This window comes from Solwaraspora sp. WMMA2065 (assembly GCF_030345075.1).
Lineage (GTDB): Bacteria > Actinomycetota > Actinomycetes > Mycobacteriales > Micromonosporaceae > Micromonospora_E.
In genome coordinates, this window is sequence record NZ_CP128361.1 from 5,593,491 (window position 1) to 5,612,334 (window position 18,844).

The 18,844-nt window shown below is 71.6% G+C and carries 19 protein-coding genes; 13 read left to right on the forward strand and 6 right to left on the reverse strand.

Translation table 11 applies throughout. The features are described from left to right. The first annotated feature begins 3 nt into the window (after nucleotides 1-3). The 5 genes from O7610_RS25410 (at nucleotide 4) to O7610_RS25430 (ending at nucleotide 4,320) form a co-directional block, all read left to right on the forward strand. Nucleotides 4-717, forward strand: coding sequence for a hypothetical protein (locus tag O7610_RS25410; RefSeq protein ID WP_289212054.1), 714 nt, complete (start codon nucleotides 4-6; stop codon nucleotides 715-717). 74 nt (nucleotides 718-791) lie between these two features. Beyond that, nucleotides 792-1,409, forward strand: a complete 618-nt coding sequence (gene tmk, locus O7610_RS25415; protein WP_281552907.1) for a dTMP kinase — start codon at nucleotides 792-794, stop codon at nucleotides 1,407-1,409. Then, entirely contained in the window at nucleotides 1,409-2,719 is a 1,311-nt protein-coding gene (locus O7610_RS25420) for a B12-binding domain-containing radical SAM protein (protein ID WP_281552908.1), read from the forward strand. The genes tmk and O7610_RS25420 overlap by 1 nt, the downstream gene beginning before the upstream one ends. A gap of 36 nt (nucleotides 2,720-2,755) precedes the next feature. Continuing rightward, nucleotides 2,756-4,003, forward strand: a complete 1,248-nt coding sequence (locus tag O7610_RS25425) for a DNA glycosylase AlkZ-like family protein (protein WP_289212055.1) — start codon at nucleotides 2,756-2,758, stop codon at nucleotides 4,001-4,003. Next, nucleotides 4,003-4,320 carry a MazG nucleotide pyrophosphohydrolase domain-containing protein gene (locus tag O7610_RS25430; protein ID WP_281552910.1) on the forward strand — a complete coding sequence of 106 codons (318 nt, stop codon included), beginning with the start codon at nucleotides 4,003-4,005 and terminating at the stop codon, nucleotides 4,318-4,320. The genes O7610_RS25425 and O7610_RS25430 overlap by 1 nt, the downstream gene beginning before the upstream one ends. Before the next feature lie 68 nt (nucleotides 4,321-4,388). On the opposite strand, the gene O7610_RS25435 is transcribed toward O7610_RS25430, so the two are convergent. Both O7610_RS25435 and O7610_RS25440 read right to left on the reverse strand, forming a co-directional pair. Continuing rightward, nucleotides 4,389-5,126 carry a hypothetical protein gene (locus O7610_RS25435; protein ID WP_289212056.1) on the reverse strand — a complete coding sequence of 246 codons (738 nt, stop codon included), beginning with the start codon at nucleotides 5,124-5,126 and terminating at the stop codon, nucleotides 4,389-4,391. 86 nt (nucleotides 5,127-5,212) lie between these two features. Continuing rightward, on the reverse strand, nucleotides 5,213-6,259 hold the full coding sequence (locus O7610_RS25440) for a helix-turn-helix transcriptional regulator (protein WP_281552912.1): 1,047 nt from the start codon (nucleotides 6,257-6,259) through the stop codon (nucleotides 5,213-5,215). A 110-nt stretch (nucleotides 6,260-6,369) separates the two neighbouring features. Between O7610_RS25440 and O7610_RS25445 the strand changes: the two genes are divergently transcribed. The 5 genes from O7610_RS25445 to O7610_RS25465 all read left to right on the forward strand — a co-directional run bounded on the left by O7610_RS25445 (nucleotide 6,370) and on the right by O7610_RS25465 (nucleotide 10,389). Continuing rightward, nucleotides 6,370-6,495, forward strand: a complete 126-nt coding sequence (locus O7610_RS25445; RefSeq protein WP_281552913.1) for a hypothetical protein — start codon at nucleotides 6,370-6,372, stop codon at nucleotides 6,493-6,495. 15 nt (nucleotides 6,496-6,510) lie between these two features. Beyond that, on the forward strand, nucleotides 6,511-7,650 hold the full coding sequence (locus tag O7610_RS25450; protein WP_289212057.1) for a winged helix DNA-binding domain-containing protein: 1,140 nt from the start codon (nucleotides 6,511-6,513) through the stop codon (nucleotides 7,648-7,650). A gap of 76 nt (nucleotides 7,651-7,726) precedes the next feature. Beyond that, nucleotides 7,727-8,173 carry a hypothetical protein gene (locus tag O7610_RS25455; protein WP_289212058.1) on the forward strand — a complete coding sequence of 149 codons (447 nt, stop codon included), beginning with the start codon at nucleotides 7,727-7,729 and terminating at the stop codon, nucleotides 8,171-8,173. Nucleotides 8,174-8,330: 157 nt separating this feature from the next. Beyond that, entirely contained in the window at nucleotides 8,331-9,689 is a 1,359-nt protein-coding gene (locus tag O7610_RS25460; protein ID WP_475049559.1) for a class II fumarate hydratase, read from the forward strand. 19 nt (nucleotides 9,690-9,708) lie between these two features. Continuing rightward, complete coding sequence (locus tag O7610_RS25465) at nucleotides 9,709-10,389, forward strand: HAD family hydrolase (RefSeq protein ID WP_281552917.1); 681 nt, start codon at nucleotides 9,709-9,711, stop codon at nucleotides 10,387-10,389. A 29-nt stretch (nucleotides 10,390-10,418) separates the two neighbouring features. Here O7610_RS25465 and O7610_RS25470 read toward each other — a convergent pair whose 3' ends face one another. Beyond that, entirely contained in the window at nucleotides 10,419-11,069 is a 651-nt protein-coding gene (locus tag O7610_RS25470; protein ID WP_289212059.1) for a helix-turn-helix domain-containing protein, read from the reverse strand. A 42-nt stretch (nucleotides 11,070-11,111) separates the two neighbouring features. Here O7610_RS25470 and cysS point away from each other — a divergent pair, with 42 nt between their 5' ends. The 3 genes from cysS to O7610_RS25485 all read left to right on the forward strand — a co-directional run bounded on the left by cysS (nucleotide 11,112) and on the right by O7610_RS25485 (nucleotide 16,332). Beyond that, nucleotides 11,112-12,527, forward strand: coding sequence for a cysteine--tRNA ligase (gene cysS, locus O7610_RS25475; RefSeq protein WP_289212060.1), 1,416 nt, complete (start codon nucleotides 11,112-11,114; stop codon nucleotides 12,525-12,527). Then, the gene (gene rlmB / locus O7610_RS25480; RefSeq protein WP_289212061.1) at nucleotides 12,527-13,642 is read left to right on the forward strand and encodes a 23S rRNA (guanosine(2251)-2'-O)-methyltransferase RlmB; all 1,116 of its coding nucleotides are present in this window, start codon (nucleotides 12,527-12,529) and stop codon (nucleotides 13,640-13,642) included. The genes cysS and rlmB overlap by 1 nt, the downstream gene beginning before the upstream one ends. 89 nt (nucleotides 13,643-13,731) lie before the next feature. Continuing rightward, entirely contained in the window at nucleotides 13,732-16,332 is a 2,601-nt protein-coding gene (locus tag O7610_RS25485; RefSeq protein WP_289212062.1) for an Hsp70 family protein, read from the forward strand. Here the strand turns inward: O7610_RS25485 and O7610_RS25490 are convergent. The 3 genes from O7610_RS25490 to O7610_RS25500 are packed head-to-tail and all read right to left on the reverse strand — an operon-like array spanning nucleotide 16,319 to nucleotide 18,827. After that, entirely contained in the window at nucleotides 16,319-16,930 is a 612-nt protein-coding gene (locus O7610_RS25490) for a hypothetical protein (protein ID WP_289212063.1), read from the reverse strand. The genes O7610_RS25485 and O7610_RS25490 overlap by 14 nt on opposite strands. Nucleotides 16,931-16,935: 5 nt before the next feature. Further along, nucleotides 16,936-17,835: a carbohydrate ABC transporter permease gene (locus O7610_RS25495; RefSeq protein ID WP_281552923.1), complete on the reverse strand. Its 900-nt coding sequence runs from the start codon at nucleotides 17,833-17,835 to the stop codon at nucleotides 16,936-16,938. Next, entirely contained in the window at nucleotides 17,835-18,827 is a 993-nt protein-coding gene (locus tag O7610_RS25500) for a carbohydrate ABC transporter permease (protein ID WP_475055065.1), read from the reverse strand. Before O7610_RS25500 ends, O7610_RS25495 begins: the two co-directional genes overlap by 1 nt. Nucleotides 18,828-18,844: the final 17 nt, after the last annotated feature.

The following is an 18,844-nucleotide window of genomic DNA, read 5'->3' on the forward strand; positions in this document are numbered from 1 at the left end:
CGGGTGACCGATCAGGAGCTTTTCGCCCGTGTCCGGGAGCTGCGGGAACGGGGCAGCTCACCCAAGCAGATCGCCAGGGCCCTCGGGATGGCGCCGTCGGCCGTCGCGCCGCTGGTCCGCCAGATCGCGGCGGCCCAGCAGGCACACACCGACCCGGCCGACCGGGCGCTGCTCGGCTGCTGGATCAACCCCGGCTGGAGCGTCGGCCTCGGTCTGGCCGAAGCATCCGACGAGTGGGCGGCCACCGACCCGCAGGCCGGTGTCGAAGTCGGCCCCAGCGGCCTGGTGCACGTGCTCGTCGCCCGTCAGGAGCGCGCCAGCCGGGCTACCGTTTGCGGCTTTCTGATCGACGTCTACTGCCTCGGCGTCAAGAACGCCATCGGCCCGCTGCCGATGAGCATCGGCTCCATCGACGACTTCCGACGCGAGTTCTTCAGCACACTGGACGTGTCGCCGCTGGTCGCGCCGCTGGAGCTGGCCCAGCACCTGGTACACGGGTCGGTCGCGTACGCCCGGGGTCTGGGTTTCGAACCGCACCCGGACTTCGGCCCGACGGCCCCCTACCTCGGCGCCCCGGCCACCCCCACCCCGATCCAGTTCGGCCGCGACGGCAAACCGCTCTACATCTCCGGCCCGTACGACGACCCGCACGCGATCATTCGGACCCTGGAGTCGACGGTCGGTGCCGGCAACTTCGACGTCGTCACCCACGTGTGACGCTGCTGAAAGACGACAGCGAGCTTGACCCGATACATCTTCACAACTAGTTCTGTCTACATCACCCTGGGTTTGTGGGTGGATCGGGTTTGCTCGTCACCATCGACGGGCAGAGCGGAGTCGGCAAGACCACCGCCGCGCGGTTGCTCCACGAACAGTTGCGCGCTCAAGGCAGGCGGGTGCTGCTTACCCGCACCCCGTCCGATTCGGAGATCGGCTCCCTCGCCCGCGCCGGCACCTTCACCTACCGGGCATGGGAACTCGCGCTACTGGTAGCGGCCGACCGATACCACCACGAGCGTTCCGTGCTGCGACCGGCGGTCGCCGACGGTGCGATCGTGATCTGCGACCGCTATCTCGCGTCATCGCTCGTGCTGGATCCGCTCGACGGTGTCGCGCCCGACCTGGTGCGGGCGATCTACCGCCACCTGCCAGCTCCCGACATCGCCGTCATCCTGAGTGGAGACCCCGAGGTCTGTGCTCGTCGGGCAGCGGCCCGGGGACACTACAGCCGCTTCCACACCCCCGACCCCGCAGCCAACCGCCGCGAACGGGCTGGCTTCGTTGCCGCCGCGGAAGCGTTGCGCCGGGCTGGACATCCTGTCCTGACCTACGACATCGGTACCGACACCGCAGACGCCGTCACCCGGCAACTCGCCGGCCTGATTGTCGACCGGACCGGAGACCGGTGATGCAGGTCGCGCTGCTCTACCCCGAGGTCTACGACATGGCGCGGTTCCGGGAGCGTCGCAAGGAGTTCCCGCCGTTCGGGGTGCTCTACCTCGCGGCCGTGATCGAACAGGCCGGGCACGCCGTACGCATCATCAAGGTCACCCCCGAGCAGACCGCGCCGGACCTGACCGGCTGCGATGCGATCGGCTTCTCACTGGCCTCGTCCGCGACGTACGGGATGATGCTGGCCGCCCGGCACAGCGCTCGCTTCGACGGTGACCCGCTCGTGATGGTCGGCGGCGTGCACTGCAACTTCTACCCCGAGAGCAGCATGACCGACTTTCAAGCACACGTCGCCGCCGTCGGCGAATCAGAAGAGACCATACTCGAACTGCTCAACCGGGCCGGTGACCGCCGATTCGACGGCATTCCGGGCGTGCTCTGGCACGACGGCAGCCAGCTCCGACGGGAACCGAACCGGCCGCTGCTGCGCGACATCGACCAACTGCCCCTGCCTGCGCGGCATCTTCTCGCCCGCGACGACCTGGTCCTCGCCGACCGGCTCGCCGGCACCGACCTGCGGATGGCGCACGTCATGTTCAGCCGTGGCTGCCCGTTCCCGTGTTCGTTCTGCGCCGCCGGGCAGACCCGCATCCAGTACCGCAGTGGGGTCAGCGCCCGCCGCGAGTTGACCCAGTTGATCGAGGCGTACGGTATCCAGGGCTTCGCGATAGTCGATGACAACTTCATCGTTAACAAGCACAAGGTCGGCGAGATCTGCGACCACATCGCCGACCTGGGACTGCGCTGGTCGGCGCTATCGAGGGTGGACACCATCGATTCGCCGTTGCTGGCCCGGATGGCCGCGTCCGGCTGCATCGAAATCAAGTACGGTATGGAGTCGGGCAGCGAGACACTGCTGAAAGCCATGCGGAAGAACACCACCCGCGACCAGATCCGTCGAGCTGTCGCCGCGACTGTAGATGCCGGAATCGCGGCCAAGGTCTTCGTCATCCACGGCTACCCCGGTGAGGACTGGAGGACCACCGAGGAGACGATCTCCCTGCTCGCAGAACTGCGTCCATTGTTGGCGCGGGTATCGCTGTTCCGGTTCGTGCCGCTGCCCGGCACTCAGGTCTACGACCAAGCGGCGGCCTACGGCCTGCGGGGAACCCACCTGCAAGCGGACTGGGACGGCGACTGGGCAAAGTTTCACATTCATCACAACAACCGGCACTGGTGGGGCACGGCGCAGCAGTGGGCACAGACGCAGCAGTCGTATGACCTGCTGAGAAACTTCGTGGAAGAGAACTGGGGCCGGCAAGGCTGACCCCCGGGACGCACGACATCGTGCTAGCGTCCCCGCGTGCCTGCGGCTGAACCGGACATCGCCGCCCGCCACTGCCTCACTGGGGCGGAGGCCGACCGACTCTGGCGATGGTTGTTGGACCGACAAGGGCTCGGCACGAGTCGACGCTATACAGACGTCCCGCAGATCGCCGAAGCCGCACTAGGGCTGCACGCAGCCCGGCTGCCGTCACCGTACGCCACCGTGCTGGCCCGCGCACACAGCCCGGACGTGGCGATGCGGCTGTGGCACCCGCGCACCCACCGGGCCGTCACCACCATTCGCTGCATGCGCAAGACCCTGCACACCTTGCCGCTCGACCTCGCCGCTGCGGCCCACGCCGCCACGTTGCACTACCGGGAACGTGACGCCCTGCGTCAGGTGATCAACGCTGGGCTCACCGACCGAATGATCCACCGGACCACCGGAGCGATCGAAGCGCTGCTCAGCGAGGCGGGGCACCTTCCGCACCGAACGATCGAGGAACGCATCTGTGGTGGGGGCACCCCGGTTGTCGCCGTCCGCCTGGCGTTGAAGCTGGCCTGGGAGCGTGGGCTGGTCACGTACCGCAACCGCAGTGCCGGCTGGAACCGCGAACAGCGCACCTTCGCGCTCACCTCCACCGCCCACCCCGACCTCGACCTGAGCCTTGACCGGCAGACCGGCACCGCGCGCCTCGTCGAGGCGTACCTGGACCGGTACGGGCCGGCGTCGCTGCGCGACGTCGCCTGGTGGGCCGGGCTGTCCCGTAGCGCGATTCTGGCAGCGCTGAACGGCGGTGGGAGATCCCTCGTAGCTATACATGCGCCGTGGACCACCGCGACCCTGTACATCTACCGTGATCGTCTCGAGCAGTTCAGCCGGGACGATCACGCGGAACCGTCAGACGAGGCGCATTTTCTGGCTCACGAGGACGTCGCCCTGAAAGCGTACGCTGAGACCCGGTCACGCTATCTCGGCACACTGGCCGAACGTGCGGCGTTCAACCAGATCGGCGAAGCGCTGCCGACGATCGTCGTCGCCGGCAAGGTCGTCGGTATCTGGCAATGGAGCTCACCCGAACGTGCAGTGTCCTGCACCATGTTTCGCGGCCGGGCCACGCCGGCGATTCGGGCCGGTGTTCGACGGACGGCTCGACGCGTGGCCGCCGGCCTGCGGATGGGATACGACGGCAGAGATCGTATGACCAGCACCAAGTCCTCCACCCGGCGCCTACCAGGGCCGCTAGCGTCCCCTGCGCCCCGACACCTGAACGAGGTTGTCTAATGCTCCCGCTGCCCAGCGCCGCAACGCTTCAGGACCTGCAACGGTATGTCTCCGAGATGGAGAAGGAACGGGGATTCGCTGACCGCAGCGCCGTCGACCAGTGCCTGCTGTTGGGGGAGGAGGTCGGAGAGCTGTTCAAGGCGGTACGCAAACACGAGCGGCTCTCGGTCGAAGCCACATCGATCGTCGGCACCGTCGATGAAGAACTCGCCGACATCCTGATTTTCGTCTGCGCGGTCGCCAACCGGTACGGCATCGACCTCGACGACGCGCTGCGCCGCAAGGAGGCCCACAACGAGCAGCGCGTCTGGGCGTGACGGCGGCTGCGGCCAAGGACCGACGATCAACGTCAGGTCCAGGTACGACGCTTGGTCAACCGATTGCGTCAGCCGTCGGTGCCGCAGTCGGCGACCGGTTGCGTGGACTGGGTCGTGGCGACGATGGTCAGGTCGTGTTCGGCGAGTGCGTCCGGTAGCCGTACCAGGCCGGAGCGTTGGCGCTCCCACAGCGCGATGCCGTCGTGGAAGCGGACCGCGTAGGTCAGCACCGCCCCGTCGCCCGGCGGACGGTGCCCGCCGGTGTACGGCGCGAAGGTGTCGGCGTCGCGCAGTGCCTGGTCGAGTAACGCCTGGTCGATCCGCGCCGCCATCGCCGGCTCGGTCAGGTCCACCTCGGTCATCGTGCACGGCGGCAGATCCGAGATCTGTACGCCGATCCGCCGCTGGTACGAGCCGCTGAACTCGCGCTCCTCCACGTCGATGACCTGCACCATCCGCAGGGTCACGTCCAGGGCGGGCACCGGGGAGCGGTTCTGGACGACGACGGTGCCCCGGTCACGCCGGGTGGCCCACCACGACACCCGCTCGGCGTACCGCCGCTCGAACCGGTCCAGCGCGAGACCGTTGACCTGCTGCTGGTCGCGAAGCGCGCTGACCGCGATGATCAGCGCCACCGTGGAGACGACGGTGGCGGTGATCGCGGCGACCGCCTGGACCCAGCTGGCGACGGTGCCGGACCGCCCCGGCTGATCGTTGCCGTCGCCGCCCGGTGCGGCGGCCCCGGACCGGCCCACCGGGACGTACAGGCCGCTGCCGGACCGGTGCCAACCTGACAAATCCGCCACCCCGCCCTCGGCCTGCCCGTGGCGACCACAGTGACCGCTACCTCACCTATCATGTCGGCCGGCGGCAACCTGGCGTCATGGCGCGGCTACTGCGCGGTGGTCGGAATGTGGTCGTCATTCGGAGGCTGCTGCCCGGCGGTGGCGTACCGGCGGGCCAGGGTCGTGAATGCGGCGGCCAGCTCCGGCGGGCCGACGACCTCGACGCCGGCGTCGAACATGCCAACGGCGCTCGCCAGACCCACCCACGACCAGGAGCCCAGAGTCAGCCGGCAGCGGCGTGGACCGATCTCCTCGACGACGCCGCCGTAGGCGTACGGAGCCACCTCAACGGCCGGGAGATCCAGGATCACCTGGCCCCGGCACGGCCAGTCACCTGAGCCGGTCGTACTGGTTGTGCCGTCCGCGCCCCGGAACCTGGCCGTGACGAACGCGGCGACGCTGTCCGCCGGCAGCTCGCGCGGGGTGAAGCGCGGCCCGGTCGGGGTGCGCGGGCTGATCCGGTCGGCCCGGAAGATCCGCCAGTCGTCGCGGTCGAGATCCCAGCCGACCAGGTACCAGCGCCCCCGCCAGGTGACCAGGTGGTGCGGCTCGACCCGGCGGGGGACGGGCGCCGACCGGTAGTCGAAGCGCAGCACCTCGCGGGCCCGTACGGCATCGCTCACGGCCAGCAGCGTCGCGCTGTCGACCGGATGCGCGGCGGCCGGCCCGACGGCCGGCGCGGTCGTGACGGCCCCGGTCGTGACGGCCCCGATCGCCTCGATGGCCGATACGGCGTCGATCCGGTGGCGCAGCCGCTGCGGCATGACCTGCCGGACGGTGTGCAGCGCCCGCGTCGCTGCCTCCCCGATGCCGGCACCGCTGGCAGTGGCCGTCCGCAGCGCGATGGCGAGCGCGACCGCCTGCTCGTCGTCGAACAGCAGCGGCGGCAGCCGGGCACCGGCGTCCAGCCGGTAGCCGCCGGCCGGTCCCTTGACCGCCGTGATCGGGTAGCCGAGATCGCGCAGCCGGTCGACGTCGCGCCGGACGGTACGCGGGCTGACCGCCAACCGCTCGGCCAGCAGCCCGCCCGGCCACTCGCGGCGGGCCTGCAGCAGCGACAGCAGCATCAGCAGCCGCTCCGAGGTTTTCGGCACTTTCCTATTCTGACCGCAGTAGCGGACACAAACTGGCCGCTTCCGCTGTGAGTGTTGCCCCCGCGCCCGACACCCGTCGGGCCTGAATCGCACAGCCAGAGAGGCCGACCTTGTCGATCACCACCACCACCCACCTCAACTTCCGCGGCGAGGCGCGCGTACGCGGCGAAACGGTCGAGGAGGTCACCGGCTACTGGGACAAGGTCGTTGACGTCGCTGCCCCGTACAACGGCTAGTCGGGAGCGCGACCGATGACGGTGCTCGACACCCGGGCGCTCAACCGCGCGACACTGGCCCGGCAGTTGCTGCTCGACCGCGCCGACCTGCCGGTGCACGACGCCGTCGCCCATCTGGGCGGCCTGCAGGCGCAGGAGCCGCAGGAGCCGTTCGTCGGGCTGTGGAGCCGGCTGCGCGGCTTCGACCCGGCGGACCTGTCGGACCTGCTGCTGCGCCGCGCGGTGGTCCGGACCCATCTGATGCGCCGCACCGTCCATCTGCTGACCGCCGCCGACGCCGTGGCCTGGCGTCCCCGCCACGACGCCATGCTGCGGCAACGGGTCCTCGCCGTCTACCGCCACGAACTCGCCGGGGTCGACCTCGACGCGCTCGCGGTGGCCGGTCGGGCGGTGCTGGCCGACGGCGAGCCCCGGACGATGACCGGGCTGGCCCGCGCCCTGCCCGACGCGTGGCGGCAACGGGAACCGAGAGCACTGGGGGCGGTGCTGGCCACGGCGCTGATCCCGATGGTGCAGCTGCCGCCGCGCGGGCTGTGGCGTACCGCCGGCGGGGCACGCTACCGGCCGCTGGCGGAGTGGGCGGGCCAGCAGCCGGACCAGCTGACCGACGCAGCCGGCACCGACTTGGCCGAAGCTAGCACCGACCCGGCCGTAGCCGGCACCGATCCGGTCGGCCAGGCACTGGTACGGCGTTACCTGGCCGCGTACGGGCCGGCCACCAGCTCCGACCTGCGCGCCTGGTGCGGCCTGGCCGGGCTGCCGGCCGCCGTGGCGGCGGTCCGCGACGAACTGGTCGTCTTCCGCAACCAGCGCGGCCGGCAACTGCTCGACCTGCCGGCCGCGCCGCGACCCGACCCGGAAACCCCGGCACCGGTGCGGTTCCTGCCGGCGTTCGACAACGCGGTCCTCGGCTACGACGACCGCAGCCGGATCATCGACGACGCCCACCGAGGGCTGTCCGTCGCCGGGGCACGGGTGGTGCTGGTCGACGGTCGGGTGGCCGCCACCTGGACCGTCGACTCCGGCACCGTCATGGTCGCCGCGCTGCGCGGCCTCACCCGCGCCGAGCGTGCCGCCGTGGCCGAGGAAGGGGAGCGCGTGGTGGCGTTCCTTACTGACGGCGACAGCCACCGGGTACGACTCACCAACGGCTGAGGGCAGGCCGGTCAGCTCAGGTTTCGCCGCCGCCGATCCGGGCACACCCGGCACCAGGGACGGGAGGGGTGACGACATGGGGCGACGAGACAGCAGCGCCGACCAGGGCCGGGACCAGTTCTCCGAGCACGATCGCGGGCAGGCGTTCGTCGACGACCTGGAGCAGCGGTCGGCGTACCGCCAGGAGATCCTGGACGACGTCGTCGCGCCGCCGACCGACCCGGTGCGCGAGGCGAAGGAACGAGACCTCGACGATCCGGCCGACGTACCGATCCCGGCCGAGACGCTGCGCGACGGCGGCCCGACCCGCTCCGGTGGCGGCCTGACCACCACCGGTGGTACCGCCGGCCCGGCCAGCACCCGCCGCGCCACCGGCCCCGGTCGGGCCAAGGAGCCCGGCCGGGGGAAGAAGAGCCGCGGTCGGGGCAAGGTGGCGCCGACCACGACCGGTGACGCCACCAGCGGCGGCATGGGTACGCCGGCCGGCGGCACGACCAGCGACGCCACCACCCGCGAGGGGTAGCCCGCCGCCACCCGTGAGTAACCGCCCTGCGGGGTGCCGCCGGTCGGGGCAGGATGGAAGGGTGACTGACGAGGGCATCAGCGACGGCGGGATCGGCGACGGTGGGATCGGCGAGGACGGCGTCCGGGACGAGGGCTACCGGATCGAACGCGACACGATGGGCGAGGTGCGGGTCCCCGCCGACGCGCTGTGGCGGGCGCAGACCCAACGCGCGGTGCACAACTTCCCGGTCTCCGGCCGTACGCTCGAATCCGCCCAGATCCGCGCGCTCGCCCAGATCAAGGGTGCGGCCGCGCAGGTCAACGCCGACCTCGGGGTGATCCCGGCCGGCATCGCCGAGGCGATCGTCACCGCAGCCGCGCACGTCGCCTCCGGCGGCTACGACGACCAGTTCCCGGTCGACGTGTTCCAGACCGGTTCGGGCACCTCGTCGAACATGAACACCAACGAGGTGCTGGCCACCCTTGCCGCCCGTGAACTCGACCGGCCGGTGCACCCCAACGACCATGTCAACGCCTCGCAGTCGAGCAACGACGTCTTCCCGACCTCGATCCACCTGGCCGCCTCGCATCAGGTGGTGCACGAGTTGATCCCGGCCCTCGACGAGCTGGCGACCGCGCTGGAAGGCAAGGTCGACGAGTTCGCCACCGTGGTCAAGGCCGGCCGTACCCACCTGATGGACGCCACCCCGGTCACCCTCGGCCAGGAGTTCTCCGGCTACGCCGCGCAGGTCCGCTACGGCCAGGAACGGTTGCGGTCGATCCTGCCCCGGCTGGCCGAACTGCCGCTCGGCGGCACCGCCGTCGGCACCGGGGTGAACACCCCGCCCGGCTTCGCCGCCGCCGTCATCGCCAGGCTGGCCGACGCGACCGGGCTGCCGTTGACCGAGGCCCGCAACCACTTCGAGGCCCAGGGTGCCCGCGACGCCCTGGTGGAGACGTCCGGGCAGCTGCGCACCATCGCCGTCGGCCTCTACAAGATCGCCAACGACATCCGGTGGATGGGTTCCGGCCCCCGCGCCGGCCTCGGCGAACTGCGCATCCCCGACCTGCAACCAGGGTCGTCGATCATGCCGGGCAAGGTCAACCCGGTGGTCTGCGAATCGGTACGCCAGGTCTGCGCCCAGGTGATCGGCAACGACGCGACGATCGCGTTCGCCGGCAGTCAGGGCGACTTCGAGCTGAACGTGATGCTGCCGGTGATGGGCAGCAACCTGCTCGAAGCGGTCCGGCTGCTGGCCGCCGCCAGCCGGCTGCTGGCCCAGCGCTGCGTCGCCGACCTCGCCGCCGACCCGGAGACCTGTCTGGCGTACGCCGAAGGGTCGCCGTCGATCGTCACCCCGCTCAACCGGCACCTCGGCTACGACGAGGCCGCCTCGATCGCCAAGCAGGCGCTCGCCGAGAACAAGTCGATCCGCGCGGTGGTGCTGGAACGCGGCCACGTCGACGCCGGCACGCTGACCGCCGCCGAGCTGGACGCGGCGCTGGACGTTCTGCGGATGACCCGGCCCAGCTGAGTCGGCATACCCTGGTGGGGTGATTACCACCGTGGTGTTCGACGTCGACGAGACCCTCGTCGACCTGCGGCCCGCGGTCACCGGCGCGCTGCAGACCGTCCTCACCGAGCTGCGCCGGCTGACCCCGCGCGCCGCCGAGCTGACCCTCGGCGACATGGCCGACGACTGGGCGGCCGCGTTCGCCGCCGACCCGTCCGCGCCGGTGATGCAGATCCGCCGGGGCGCCCTGGCCCGCTCGCTGGACCGGGTCGGCCTGCCCGAGCAGCTGGACCGGATCACCGGGATCTTCTTCGAGCGCCGGTTCGCGCTCAGCCGGCCGTACGCCGACACGCTGCCCGCCCTGGACCGGCTGCGCCGCCGGTACGCGGTCGGCCTGGCCACCAACGGCAACAGCCGCGCCGACCGGTGCGGGCTGCGCGGCCAGTTCGCCTTCGAGGTGTACGCCCACGTCGACGGCCTGCCGAAAAAGCCGGACCAGCGGTTCTACGACGCCGTACTGGCCGCCGCCGGGGTCACCGCCGCCGACCGGGTGGTCTACGTCGGCGACTCGATCCCGCACGACGTGGTCGGCCCCCAGGCGGCCGGGCTGCGGGCCGTCTGGCTGAACCGGCGCGGCGAGCCCTGCCCGCCCGAGGTGTGCCCGGACGCCCAGATCACCAGTTTGGCGCAGCTGCCCGACGCCCTCGCCGACCTGTTCTGAACGTCTCGCGGTCCTGCACGGAGGAGCTGTCACAGCTCGCTGGCGAGCAGCCGGGACACCGCCTCGGCGGTCGCCTGCACCTGCGCGCCGATCGCCGGCACGTCCAGGGTGCCCATCGTCACCACCCCGACGCTGGCCTCCAGGCCGGGCACGCCGAGCACCGGGGCGGCGACCCCGTACGCGCCGGGCTGCAACTCGCCGCTGCTGGTCACCGGTCCGGGCGTACCGTCACGGCCGGCCAGGATCGCCCGGCCGGCGGCCCCGCGACCGACCGGGTGCCGCGACCCGGCCCGGTACGCCACGTGGAACGCCGTCCAGCTCGGCTCGACGACGGTCAGCGCCACCGCCTCGGCACCGTCGGCGACGGTCAGGTGGGCGGTGGCGCCGGAGGACTCGGCGAGCCGGCGCAGCGCCGGCAGCGCGGCATCGGCCAGCAGCGGCTGTGCCCGCCGGGCCAGCTGCAGCAGCCCGGCACCGAGCCGCAACCGACCGGCGGTGTCGCGGCGCAGCATGCCGTGCGCGGCCAGGGTGGTGGCCAGCCGGTAGACGGCGGCCCGACCGATACCGAGCCGGCCGGCGGCCTCGGTGACGGTGATCCCGCCGGTCGCCTCGGCGACCAGGCCCAGCAGGCGCAGCCCCCGGTCCAGGGTCTGCGCCGTCTCCGCCCCTCGCGCGTGCACACCGACAGAGTACGGACGGGTGCCAGTCGGTACCCTCGTAGCGTGACGCTCCGCTTGTACGACACCGCGACCCGGTCCGTGCGGGACTTCGTGCCCCGCCAGCCCGGCGAGGTCAGCGTCTACCTGTGTGGCGTCACCGTCCAGTCCGCCCCGCACATCGGTCACCTTCGCTCCGGCGTCAACTACGACGTGCTCCGCCGCTGGCTGGCCCACCAGGGGCTGCGGGTCACCTTCATCCGCAACATCACCGACGTCGACGACAAGGTGCTGGACAAGGCGGCCGCCGCGGGTCAGCCGTTCTGGTCGATCGCGTACGCCAACGAACTGTTGCTGGCCGCCGCGTACCGCAGCCTGAACGTGCTGCCGCCGACGTACGAGCCGCGCGCCACCGGGCACATCCCGGAGATGCACCAGCTGATCGAGCGGCTGATCGACCGCGGCCACGCCTACCCGGCCGGTGACGGCAGCGGCGACGTCTACTTCGACGTCGCCTCGTACGCCGACTACGGCGCGCTGTCCGGGCAGCGCCCCGACGCGATGCAGCCGGCCGGCGACGGCGTCGACCGGGCCAAACGCGACCCGCGCGACTTCGCACTCTGGAAGGGCGTCAAGCCGGACGAGCCCGCCGACGCGGCCTGGCGCTCGCCGTGGGGTCCGGGCCGGCCCGGCTGGCACATCGAGTGCTCGGCGATGTGCTGGCGTTACCTCGGCCCCGAGTTCGACATCCACGGCGGCGGGCTGGATCTGACCTTCCCGCACCACGAGAACGAGGTCGCCCAGTCCAAGGCGGCCGGGCTGCCGTTCGCCCGTTACTGGGTGCACCACGGGCTGCTCAACCTGGGCGCGGCGAAGATGAGCAAGTCACTGGGCAACGTCATCGACCTCGGCCACGTCGCCCGGCTCGGGGTGCGTCCGGTCGAGCTGCGCTACTACCTGACTGCGGCGCACTACCGGTCCCGCATCGACTACTCCGACGACGCCCTACTGGAGAGTGCCACCGCGTACCGGCGGATCGAGGGTTTCGTCCGGCGGGCGGCGGAGCAGGTCGGCGCGGTCGCCGCCACCGACATGCCGGCGGGGTTCGCCGCCGCGATGGATGACGACCTGAACACGTCGGCCGCGTTCGCCGTGCTGCACGACGAGATCCGCGACGGCAACAACCTGCTGGCCGGCGGTGATGATGACGCGGTCCGGGCCAGCCTGGGCCGGGTCCGCGCCATGCTGGGCGTGCTCGGCCTCGACCCGCTCGACCCGTCGTGGGGCGACGCCGCCCCGCGCGACGAGCTGCGTGGCGCGGTCGACGCGCTGATCGCCCTCGCCCTCGACCAGCGGGCGCAGGCCCGCGCCCGGCGCGACTGGGCCGCCGCCGACGCGGTGCGTGACCAGCTCAAGCAGGCCGGCGTCACGGTCGAGGACACCCCGCACGGCCCCCGTTGGACCATTGGAGAGCAGACCTGATGCCCGGCAACTCGCAACGACGTGGCCGGCGGGTCACCCCCAAGAAGGGCACCACCCAGGGCTCCGGCGGCAAGAACCGGTCCGGCCTGACCGGCAAGGGGCGCACCCTGCCGGCCGACGAACGGCCGTGGCACAAGGGCTACTCCGGCACCGAGAAGCTGCCGAACAAGACCGCCTGGAAGCAGGAGAAGGAACGCCGGGCGGCGGCCGCCGAGGGGCGCGCGCCGAAGATCGGCGTACCTGGGACGAAGGACACCACCTGGGGTGGCGGTGGCCGCAGCCGGGGCGGTCCGGCGACCGGCCGGTTGGCCCGGGGCGGTGCCCGGTCCGGGCCGCGGGTCTCCCCGGGCCGTAAGGCGCACCCGCCGAAGGACGCCCCGGAGCTGCTGGTCGGCCGCAACCCGGTGGTCGAGGCGCTGCGGGCCAATGTGCCGGCGACCGCGCTCTACGTCGCCCAGGGCATCGACGTCGACGACCGGGTCACCGAGCTGGTACGGACCGCCGGTGACCGGGGCATCGCGATCCTGGAGATCACCCGGGCCGAGCTGGACCGGATGACCGGCGGCGTGCTGCACCAGGGCGTCGGGCTGCAGGTGCCGGCGTACGCGTACGAGCCGTTCGAGGACCTGCTGGCCGCCGCCGCCGAGCAGCCGGAGCCGCTGCTGGTCGCCCTGGACGGGGTGACCGATCCGCGTAACCTCGGGGCGGTGGTGCGCTCGGCGGCCGCGTTCGGCGCGCACGGCGTGTTCGTGCCGGAGCGGCGGGCCGCCGGGATGACCGCCACCGCGTGGCGGACCAGCGCCGGTGCGGCCGCCCGGACCCCGGTCAGCCAGGTGGTCAACATGACCCGGGCGGTGAAGAAGTGCCAGGCCGAGGGGTTCGTCGTGGTCGGCCTGGACGCCGACGGCGAGACCGACCTGTATGACCTGGAGGCTGCGGTGGGTCCGCTGGTCGTGGTGGTCGGTTCCGAGGGTCGCGGGCTGTCCCGGCTCGTCGGCGAGACCTGTGACCTGCGGGTACGCATCCCGATGCACTCCGACGTCGAGTCGCTCAACGCCAGTGTGGCCGCCGCGGTCACCCTCGCCGAGGTCGCCCGCCGCCGCCTGGTCGGCTGACCGGCCGATCGCTGATCAGCGGGTCAGTCACCCGTAGCATGCCCGGGGTCGGTGTCGGGCGGGTTCGGGGTGCGGCGGAGGAACAGCTGATGACAGGGCAGGACGAGGGCTTCGCCCTCGGGGTCGACCTGGGCACCTCCAACACGGTCGCGGTGCTGCGCTGGCCGGACGGGCGGACCCGACCGCTGCTCTTCGACGGCGTGCCGGTCCTGCCGTCCGGGGTGTTCCTCGGCGACCGGCTGCACGTCGGTCGGGACGCGCAGCGGCTCGCCCAGGCCGACCCGGCCCGGTTCGAGCCGAACCCGAAACGCCGGGTCGACGAGCCGACGGTGCTGCTCGGCGCGCATGACGTGCCCACCGCTGACCTACTGGCCGCGGTGCTCGCGGCGGTGGCCCGGTCGGCGGTGGAGGCGGTCGGCTTCCTGCCGCCGGCGGCGCTGACCTACCCGGCCGGCTGGGGTGCCCGCCGCCGGGAGGTGCTGGCGCACGCGGTGGCCCGCGCCGGTTGGCCGCCGGTCATCCCCGGCGGGCCGGCCACCTCCGGCCCGCCGCCCGTCGGGTCCGGCACGCCCGGGACCCGACTGGTGCCGGAGCCGGTCGCCGCGGCCCGCTACTTCGCCGACGTGCTACGCCGACCGGTGCCGGTCGGGCAGGCCCTCGCCGTGTTCGACTTCGGCGGCGGCACCCTCGACATCGCCGTGGTTCGCAACGACGGAGTCGACCCGCACGGGCGGGCCCGGTTCGCGGTGATCGGCTCCGGCGGCCTCACCGAACTCGGCGGTCTCGACCTGGACGCGGCGCTGGTCGAACAGCTCGGCGCGGTGCTCGATCCGCAGGTACGGCAGCAGTTGGCCGCTCCGGCCACCCCGGCGCAGTGGCGCAACCGCCGGCAGTTCTGGGACGACGTACGCGGGGCGAAGGAGATGCTGTCCCGGGCGTCGTCGGCGCCGGTCGCCGTGCCCGGCGTGGACCGGGCGGTGCACCTGACCCGTGACGAGTTGGAGCGGGTCGCCACCCCGCTGATCGGCCGTGGCGTACGGGAGACGGCCCGGTTGGTCGCGGCCTGCGGGCTCGGGGTCGACCAGCTTGCCGGACTGTTCCTGGTCGGCGGCTCGTCGCGGGTGCCGCTGGTGGCCCGGATGCTGCACAGCGAGCTGGGGATCGCACCGACCGTGCTGGAGCAGCCGGAACTGCCGGTCGCCGAAGGCGCGCTGGCCGACCTGCCTGCGCCGGCGTCCGTTCCGGCCGCGCCGTCCGCCGTCGCGTCACCCGTACCGCCGGTTGCAGCCGCACCATCCCCGGTCTCACCCGCGCCGTCCGGCCCGGCGCGGCGGCGTCGGCTGCCGTGGCTGGTCGGCGGCGCGGCCCTGGCCGTGGTCGCGGTGACCGTCGCCAGCGTCGTCTACCTGCTGCGGGATCCGGCCCGGCCGATCGAGTTCCGGGCGTTCAGCCAGGTCGGCAAGGCGATCACGGTGCCCGAGGACGCGGACGCCGACTTCACCCAACTGGTCGACGGCCAGGCGTACGGCGGCTACGTCCGCGACGACGGCCGGCTCGGCGTCGTCGCCGTCGACCCGGCGACCGGCGACCAGCGGTGGGACGAGGCGACGACCGTGCGCGCCGACCGGTGGTTCGGCCTGCGGGCCACCCCGGACGCGGTGATCGCCGTCGCCGACGCCTACAGCAGCGCCACCCGGCCAGTCGCGGTGCTCGACCCGACCGACGGCCGGCAGCTGTGGCACTTCGAGATTCTCGGCAAGGACCAGTTGTTCGTCTTCGACGACGTCCTCGTCTGGTCCGACGTGGATGGTGCCCGGCTGGTCGGGCTGGACCTGCGGGACGGCACCGAACGCTGGGAGCACGAAAACCCGGCCGACCAGTACGACGACACCGACACCGCGGTGTACCCGGCGGTGAGCGCCGCCGACCTGACCGGCCCGGCCGGCTTCGACGGCGCCCCCACCACGCCCGACCTGGCCGACGACCGACGGATCGTGCAGCTCACCTCGACTCGGCACGCCCGGGTGTTCGACGCGGGCTCCGGCGAACTGCTCGGCGACCGGTCGAACGTGGCCGCGCCGACCGACCCGGTCGTTGTCTACGCGGGCCGGCTGGTGATCGCGCCGTCGGACAGCAGCGGATACCGGCTGGCGTCGTACGACCTGTCGACGACCGGCGAGTCGGTCAACCTCTACACCCCGGCCGACGACCAGCGGCGGCTGCAGAGCCTCACCCCGTGCGGCGGCACCCGGATTTGCCTGCTGGAATCGACCGGCTTCGGTTCCGACACCAACGAACTCGTGGTGATCGACCCGGCCGAGGACGGCGTGCAGTGGCGGGTGCCGGCCGCCGACTTCGAGGTGGTCGTGCCGGTCGGCGACCAGATCCTGCTACGCCGTACGACGACTCCCTACCTGTCGCTGCTGCTCGACGCCGACGGCGAGGAACTGCTGCGTCGTGACGGGGTGGCGGTAAGGATCGACCGGGCGAACCTGCTGTGGTTCCTGGACGACCCGGGCAGCTACCCGGAGGACGCCAGCGTCGCCGGCGTACCGGCTGCCGCACCGGCCGACCGGCTCGAACTCGGCGTACTGCAGGGCGTACGTACCGTCGCCTGCTCGTGGGACCGTGCGGTGGTCTTCTGCCCGACGGCCGACGGTTTCGTCACGCACCGGTTCATCGCCGGTTGAACCGGCGTAGCACGGCGTGCAGGGCGAACAGGGTGTAGCCGAGCAGGATCGGCGCGAGGATCGGCATGACCAGCACGGTCAGTACGGCGGCGAGACCGACCACCCCGGCGGCGGCCGGCACCGCCAGCGGTCGCCGTTCGGCGATCCGCCAGCTGGCCCGCACCGCCGCCCGCCAGCCACCGGCGCCCCGGCCGATCTCGACCACGACGAGGCCGGCGAAGCCGGCCACCAGCGCGGCAAGCAGCACGGTGCCGACCAGCATCGCCGTGCCGCCGGGCACCACCTCGGCCGAGATCAGCACGGCGTTGCCGGCGAGCAGGAGCGCGCCGACCACGGCGACCACGGTGGCGACGGCTCCGGGCAGCAGCCCGCGCCAGAATCGCCCGGCCAGGTCCCGCAGGTCCGGCCAGTGGCCGTCGACCGTCCACCGGTGGATCGCGGCGCTGGCGGTGGCCAGCGCCGCGCCGGCGGTCAGTACGGCCGCCGACGCGAGCGCGGTGACGATGCCGAGCAGCGCCAGATCGGTGGCGGCCCGCAGAGTGTCGCGCCAGTCGGCGCGGGCCGGTGCCGGGTTGTCCGGCCACTCTGCGGGAGCCATCGACGTCACCCCTTGAGGCCGCTGGTGTTGATGCCCTGTACCAGCATCTTCTGGAACGCCAGGAAGAAGAGGAAGACCGGCAGCAGCGACAGCACCGACATGGCGAACATCGGGCCGAGCGAGGTCTGCCCGGTGGAGTCGATGAACAGCCGCAGCCCGATCGGCACCGTGTAGCTCTCCACACTCGGCAGGTAGATCAGCTGGGTCAGGAAGTCGTTCCAGGTCCAGATGAACGAGAAGATCGCCGTGGTGACCAGCGCCGGCCGGGCCAGCGGCACGATGACGTACCGGAACACCCCGAACGGCGAACATCCGTCGATCTTGGCCGCGTCGTCCAGCTCCCTGGGGATGCCCCGCATGAACTGCACCATCAGGAAGACGAAGAACGCCTCGGTGGCCAGCAGCTTCGGCACGATCAACGGCAGCGGGGTGTCGATCCAGCCGAACGAGTTGAACATGATGTACTGCGGCACGATCAGCACGTGGCTGGGCAGCAGCAGCGTACCGATCATGATGGCGAACCAGAACCTGCGGGCCCGGAACTGCAGCCGGGCGAAGGCGTACGCCGCCAGCAGGCAGGAGACCGCGTTGGCGACCACGGTCGCCATCGAGATCACCGTGCTGTTCCAGAAGAACCGGCCGAACGAGATGTTGCTCAGGTAGTTCCAGCCGTCCGGGTAGTTCGCCCAGGTCGGGTCCTGCGGGATGACCGACAGGTTGCTGGCCACCTCGGTCGGTGACTTGAGTGACGAGCCCAGCACCCAGATCAGCGGGTAGAGGACCACGACCAGGATGGCGACCAGCACCGCCACCCGGGCGACGCCTCGGGCGGTGCCGCCGGCGGCCCGGCGGCGTGCGGCGCTGCCGCCGTCCGCCGTCGACATCGGAGCAGCTTCGGTAGCCATCAGTCGTTGTCTCCGTCCGAGTAGTGCACCCAGAACCGGCCGGTGCTGAAGAACAGCACCGTGATCAGGCCGATCGCGATCAGGAAGACCCAGGCCAGCGCGGACGCGTATCCCATCTGGAACTCGGTGAAGCCCTTGGTGTAGAGGTACAGCGTGTAGAGCATGGTCGAGTCGACCGGCCCGCCGGTGCCGTTGCTGATCACGAACGCGGCGGTGAAGCCCTGGAATCCGTTGATCGTCTCCAGCACCAGGTTGAAGAAGATCACCGGGGAGAGCATCGGCAGGGTGACGTTGAAGAACTGCCGGATCTTGCCGGCGCCGTCGACCGAGGCCGCCTCGTACAGCTCGGTCGGCACCTGCTTCAGCCCGGCCAGGAAGATCACCATCGGAGCGCCGAACTGCCAGATGGCCAGCACCATCAGGGTCTCCAACGCCCAGTCCGGGTCGTTGACCCACGGCTGTCCGGTGATGCCGAACAGCCCGAGGAAGTCGTTGAACGCGCCGTCGCCGCTGAACATCGCCCGCCAGATCAGCGCCAGCGCGACGCTGCCGCCGAGCAGCGACGGCAGGTAGAACAGGCTGCGGAACAGCCCGACCCCGCGGGTCTCCCGGTTGAGCAGCAGCGCGACGCCGAGAGCGGCGGCCAACTTCAGCGGTACGGCGACGAACGCGAAGATCAGCGTGACCTGCACCGAGTGGCGGAAGGTCTGGTCGTTGACGAACAGGTCCCAGTAGTTCTCGAAGCCGACCCACTCGACGAACTCCCAGGAGGACAGGATGTCGTAGTTGGTGAAGCTGAGGTAGAGCGAGAACAGCATGGGGAAGGCAGTGATCGCCATCAGCCCCAGCAGCCACGGGGACAGGAAGACGTATCCGGCCAACCCTTCGCCGTGCCGCCGGCTGCCGCCCTTGGCGCTGCCCCGCCTCCTGTTCGTGTCCGCCGGGGCAGTGTCGGTACTCGTGGCCGGGACGGGTTTCGTGGTCAGGGCCACGATCTGGCTCCTTTCTC

What these genes read in the sequence shown, in the direction of transcription:
- O7610_RS25495 (WP_281552923.1), bottom strand. Translation starts at nt 17,835, where the DNA reads ATGGCTACCGAAGCTGCTCCGATGTCGACGGCGGACGGCGGCAGCGCC.
- O7610_RS25485 (WP_289212062.1), top strand. Translation starts at nt 13,732, where the DNA reads ATGACAGGGCAGGACGAGGGCTTCGCCCTCGGGGTCGACCTGGGCACC.
- O7610_RS25450 (WP_289212057.1), top strand. Translation starts at nt 6,511, where the DNA reads ATGACGGTGCTCGACACCCGGGCGCTCAACCGCGCGACACTGGCCCGG.
- rlmB (WP_289212061.1), top strand. Translation starts at nt 12,527, where the DNA reads ATGCCCGGCAACTCGCAACGACGTGGCCGGCGGGTCACCCCCAAGAAG.
- O7610_RS25455 (WP_289212058.1), top strand. Translation starts at nt 7,727, where the DNA reads ATGGGGCGACGAGACAGCAGCGCCGACCAGGGCCGGGACCAGTTCTCC.
- O7610_RS25420 (WP_281552908.1), top strand. Translation starts at nt 1,409, where the DNA reads ATGCAGGTCGCGCTGCTCTACCCCGAGGTCTACGACATGGCGCGGTTC.
- O7610_RS25490 (WP_289212063.1), bottom strand. Translation starts at nt 16,930, where the DNA reads ATGGCTCCCGCAGAGTGGCCGGACAACCCGGCACCGGCCCGCGCCGAC.
- O7610_RS25460 (WP_475049559.1), top strand. Translation starts at nt 8,331, where the DNA reads ATGGGCGAGGTGCGGGTCCCCGCCGACGCGCTGTGGCGGGCGCAGACC.
- O7610_RS25430 (WP_281552910.1), top strand. Translation starts at nt 4,003, where the DNA reads ATGCTCCCGCTGCCCAGCGCCGCAACGCTTCAGGACCTGCAACGGTAT.